The 5,298-nt window shown below is 53.0% G+C and carries 2 protein-coding genes; both read right to left on the bottom strand.

Translation table 11 applies throughout. The features are described from left to right. Positions 1-543: glycerol-3-phosphate 1-O-acyltransferase PlsY (plsY, locus tag ACEW8P_RS15630; RefSeq protein ID WP_373514014.1), on the bottom strand; the 543-nt coding region annotated here is incomplete at its 3' end. A 145-nt stretch (positions 544-688) separates the two neighbouring features. Further along, positions 689-5,298, bottom strand: a 4,610-nt coding sequence (locus ACEW8P_RS15625) for a hypothetical protein (RefSeq protein ID WP_373514013.1), incomplete at its 5' end; no start/stop codon positions are given.

Below are 5,298 nucleotides of genomic sequence, written 5' to 3'. Positions count from 1 at the left end.
AAAACCAAAGATGACCAGTAGCGTTTCGGGCTGACCGAAGATGCCCAGCAACGAAACTACCGGAAAGGCTAGTGTCGCCAGCATCGAACTCAGCGATACGATCTGCGAGGTCAGCAGGGTTAAGATGAAAATGGTGATGCATACCAAGGCCAATTCGCTGTGCACCGCTAGTACCATGCCAAGCAGCGTAGCTACACCCTTACCACCTTTGAAGTTGACGAAGATCGGGTAGATGTGGCCGACGATAGCTACTAGCCCAAAGACGATTTTGTAGGTCAGTAGCTCCTCAGTGCCGATTACGTTAAAATAGTACAAAAGCAAGGCCAGGCAAGTCGCCGTCCAGCCTTTGAGAATATCGATCAACATGACGATGGTGCCAGCGCGCTTACCTAGTACCCGAAAGGTGTTGGTCGCACCCGCGTTACCACTACCGTGTTGACGTACGTCCACGCCGAAATAGCCAATACCGTACCAAACTGAGGTGGGAATAGAGCCCAAAAGGTAAGCCAGGGCAAAAGTGCCCAGGAAAAAGCCAAATGTCATATTTTGTATTATTTCAAGATGTGGAGTGCAAAATCCTAAAAAGGCGCACAAAAATACAATTGAAAAGCAAATAACCCACCGGAACCGGGTTGTTTGGCTCAACTTTGCGTTAATATACAAAACAATTGTACCAAAATGATTTTTTTTAGAATCCTTCGGTGGCTTCTGCCTTCTTTTTCTCCGCTTTCTTCTTGGCGTCTTTCTTCGCGGCGGCGGCTTTAGCAATGCGCGCCTTTTTGAGGGCAGGCTGGTAGAAGTCGGAAAAACGGTCGAGGAACAGGTTTTTTTCTTCAAATCCCAATGGAATCAGTTCACCACCTTTAACCTTGGTGTTTTGGGACTTTACCGTGATTTTGTCGTTGAAGTTCACGTCCGACGACACAATGCCTACCTGCTTCTGTGCGTAATCCATGAAGAACCATACATCGGGAGAGAGTTCCAGGTAGAGACTAAACTCATCGCCCATATCGGTGCGGCGTAACTCAAACTGCCCATCCATCTGAGCGTTGATGTCGTTACGGCCCAAGTTAGACATCCCGATTTTACCCAGCGAAAAATAGGCCCCGTGGATATCCGACCAGCGGAGATCAAGGTTGGAAAGTACCAGCGATGCGTCCAGTTCGGGAGAGGCTTCGTAAAGCGGCTTGTAGCCAGCAGCGGTCAGCGTTAAGTAAGCGTCGGCAGCTTTCTGGCCAATGAGGGCGGCGAGTTTCGCGATCAGGCGATCCTGATCGTCTTCGGCGGGATCACTATTCTGTTCATCGAGGTTGGTCTGTACGATCTTCGTAGCTAGTTCGGTGGCAATGGGAGCCAGCGCAGGCAGGTTCAGTGTCAACAGGGTGTTGAACTCGTAGCGGGCGCTGTCCACCTGCACATCCACTTGCCCCGCCGCGCGGCCCAAAGTAGGTTCGGTGATTTGCAATGGCCCCTTGAATGAAGCGACACCTTTCAGATCGTCAAACACGAAGGCATTGGCTTCGTTAACCAGACTGTCGGCCCCTGGCGGTGGCATGATGACGAACGCCTTCTGATCCTCGTCGTAGCGCAGGTTGCCCTGGGCGGTATAAATGTCGCGGTCACGTTCGGTAAATTTCGGCGATAGAAAACTCAGGTACATGCCTCCGCCCGAGCGGTAATGCAGCCCGGCGAAGAGCGGCTGCTCCACTTCGTTTTTTAATTCCTTATTGACTTTGATCGTGATGATCCCCGTCGAGTCGGTACCGTCTCCTTTGAAAGTGATCCAGGAACTCGACAGATCGGGCCGCGGCTTCAACAGCGGACGAATAAGCCCGTCGAGTTGCAGAGTGGGTTCGTAGGCGATCAAGTTCACATCGCCCTTATATTGTATTCGGGGTGCAAGCTGAAACTTGTCGTCCTCGGATACACGGGCGCGGGCTGTGGTATAAAACCTCCCCGATGGCGTGACGGAAGCAGGCTCTTTCTTGTTCCTTTTGGAAACACTCGCCACGGCTCCCCCTATCTCGTGCAGCTCAAAGTTGCCCATTTTGATATTGAAGGTATCCTTGCGCGAAGTCACGTATTGGTAAGTCGCCGACCCCTCGAAGCGGTTGCGCGAGCTAATACGGATGTTCGCCTCTTTCAGTCGGTGCGAGCTGTTGAGTGTATCGATCTCGATGCGGGCGTTCTTGAACTCCGTCATTTCGCCGTTTTTGCGTATGCTCACCACGCCCTTGTCGGGGAGGATCTTCACGTCCGCGGTACGGACATACGGTACGCCGCTCACATTCAGTGTCATTTTCTCGATCTCGTAAAGGGCAGCGGAGCCGTTAAAAGCCAGCCCTTCTTGCTCGGGCGCGGTAGTAGTGAAGGTGGAGTTGGCCACGTCGCCCTTCATCGCGATGGTTTTGTTGGCGATGTTCCAGCGAGCTTTATTGATCGAGGTACGGTAGGACGCGTAGGGAAATTCCAGCGCCGAAGAGTCGGTGCCAAAACCCGAAGCCGCCGTGGTCATCTCTACCAGATTCTTGGCAACGTTGAAATCTACATCCACATTTTTTCCCAATAGAATGGGCCGGAACGACTTTTCCTGCCCAGCCGTAACGGTCAATTGCGACTTATTGGCAACGAAACCCTCCTTATTGAACTTTATGTCCTGAGAAACCAAATCGGAGTCTTTCCGCTTTAGCTCTCCCTGACCGTACAATCCCGCTGAGCGCAGCAGCAGCTCGCCTTCCAACTGCGTGGTACCTGCGTAAAAGTTGAAAGCGTTTCCTTTGCTTGCAATAAACATACTATCGGCTTTGGGAAACCAGCGCAAAGAGTAGTTTTTCAGTTCAACTTTGGGAAAATAACCCTTGCCGATGGTCGCCTCCTTTATCGATGCCCCATTGCCCGAAGCCAGCAGCGAATCCGTCGTCAGCAGCATTTCTTCGGCCTGAATAGTGGCCGCCAGGTGTGTGATGATTCCCTTCGAGCGCAGGCCCATGTTGTCCATCACCAAAGGCTCGGTGAACTTGACCGCCGACTTACCCTGGTACAGTTTCATTGGTGCAGTGGCTTTGTATGCAAAGCCCATCGAGTTGTCGTCCATGCTCTTCAGTACCGCCTTGAAAGGCGGCAGGATGCCGTCCGAGTTGAAAGTTCCCAAAAAAACTACGTCACGCTTATCGAGACTGTCGTAATCGATTTTGGGAATTCTGAAAAAGACCTCCCGATTGTATGCTAGATTCTCACGTTCCGGCTGGTCAAAAAAGACTGTGATCCCTTCGGGAATCACCAGGCGCGGCGACTTGCTGCCCTTCTGTCGCCCCGATTTGTTCTTGGGGTCACTGAGATAAAATGTACCGCCTTTGTCGTATTTTATATGGCCTCCCACATCACCCGTCATACCCTTTGCATATTTTTCCTGCGGCGTGTAAGTAATGGAATCCACCTCAGTGAGGTTCACGAAAAACTGGTCGTAGTTGAATTTTAGGTTATTACCCGCAAAGCGAAAATTGGCCGATTTGAGCTGGCCGTTCACCGTAAAGTCGCGCCCGCGTCCGATGACTACTTTTTTGTCAGAAGGCACGGCCACAATTTTCAAAGAGTCACTGACGACAAATCGCTCCACGCCCAGCACTGTCAGCAACGTGTCTTTGAGTGAGATACTGGCGTTAGCCATTTCGCTGTTCGCCTGGTATTGCGATATGATCTGAAAATTGTCGTAATCGCTCTTGTCCAGATTCGCCAGGATATACATGATGCCCTTCCTGCTCAGACGAAACTGATCGGCCTCTGGGCTGCTGTCGAAGTACCCGTCGAGCGTCAGACTTTCCAGCGCGTTGCGCATAATCGTGGCGTCCTGACGGTACTGCGTGGCCAGATCGTAAGGGGAGAATGCCTGAACCTTCTTAGTCTGCACGTAATTGGCGGCCATTATAAGCGGCTGGAAGCCAAAGTCCTCGACAATGCCCGAGAAACGTTGCTTGCGAAAATAATCGAAAGATTCCAGCCGCACGGTCAATTCCTTCTTGCCCACGATCGTATAAAACTGAACCTCTTCTTTCGGAAAATCCCAGCGCAGAGCCTCGGCCCAGATGTTCATTTTGTGGTAGCTGTCGATGTATGGCAGGGCGGCGTAAGGCGTACCGTCGGCTCGCTCGAGGCGCAATAGTCCCGCGTCGTCGCTGTATCGGAAGCGCACACCTGGATGATAGACTGAGTCGCGGCCCAGCGGCAGCGAAAACTCAGCCACTTTCGCCGCTACCGTCGAATCGGTGATGACGAAGCGTTTGCTGGCGGCCCGGAAGCCGGGTTTGTCTTGATAAGTGACGTATAGCTGCGCGGGTTCACCGCTGAGCGAAGTACTGTACACGGTCGTTCCCACCAGGCTAAAACCACCTTTGTAGGTCATGCTCTTGCGGGTATTGCGCAGTACGGCGTCGTTCTTGCGCGACACGAAACGCGGAAACGTAATGGGTTTCCCGGTGGGTCGGCGGGTGGCTTTGAATTCAAAAACACCCTGCACGGGCTTTTCCAGCCGAGCCTTATCATTCAGCATAGCATCCTCAACGGTCAGCTTCGGGGTGACGACGTTGAAACTATAATCCGAGAATTCTGCGTAGATGGATGGATCACCCGCCACCGTCCAGTCGAACTTGCCGCCTTTACCGACAAAAGTACCGCCCCGCAGCGAAACGGCCCCCGTACTGGGCCCGAACACAGCGGAGTCGCCGCCGGAAACCATCGCGAAGGCAGCCTCCTGCAGATCGAGCAATGCGCCTGTCACGGTTGGAAGCGGTTCCATGTTGGTCAAAACAAGCACGGCCGTATCGGAGGGCGTGTCCCAGCCATCGTTAGCGGGAGCGGCGGCCGTCGGGGCATCCTGGTCAGGTTTGGAATCGTCGAAACGAAATCGGTAGCTACCAGCTACGACGTAGAGTTTGTTGAAATTGGAAGAGTAAAGCTGTCTTTTTTCCAAAAGCAACTGCATGTTTTCCAGCACTTTTTGAAACGTCTTGCCGTCATACAATTCGCTGGCGCGGTCGAGCGTAGCCAGGAAGCCGTTCACGTCGGCTTCCGGCTGCATGAGTACCGTGCGGAAGTTGCGCATCATCAGATAGAAAACGGGTCCGGCTTTCTGGCCTTTGCCCGCCAGGCGGCGCATGATGGTGGCGAATTGCGTTTGCTGTACCGACGAAGGTGCGCTCATCCATATCGTGTCCAGTTCGGCGGCGGTTTTGGCATAGAGCGGGTTGCGGCTGTCCTGCATGATCTTCTTGGCCTCGGCCATGAATGCTCCCGGCTCTTCGG

This window comes from Persicitalea sp. (assembly GCF_041751555.1).
In the GTDB taxonomy this organism is placed as follows: Bacteria; Bacteroidota; Bacteroidia; order Cytophagales; family Spirosomataceae; genus Persicitalea.
This window is presented reverse-complemented; position numbering and strand designations above follow the sequence as displayed.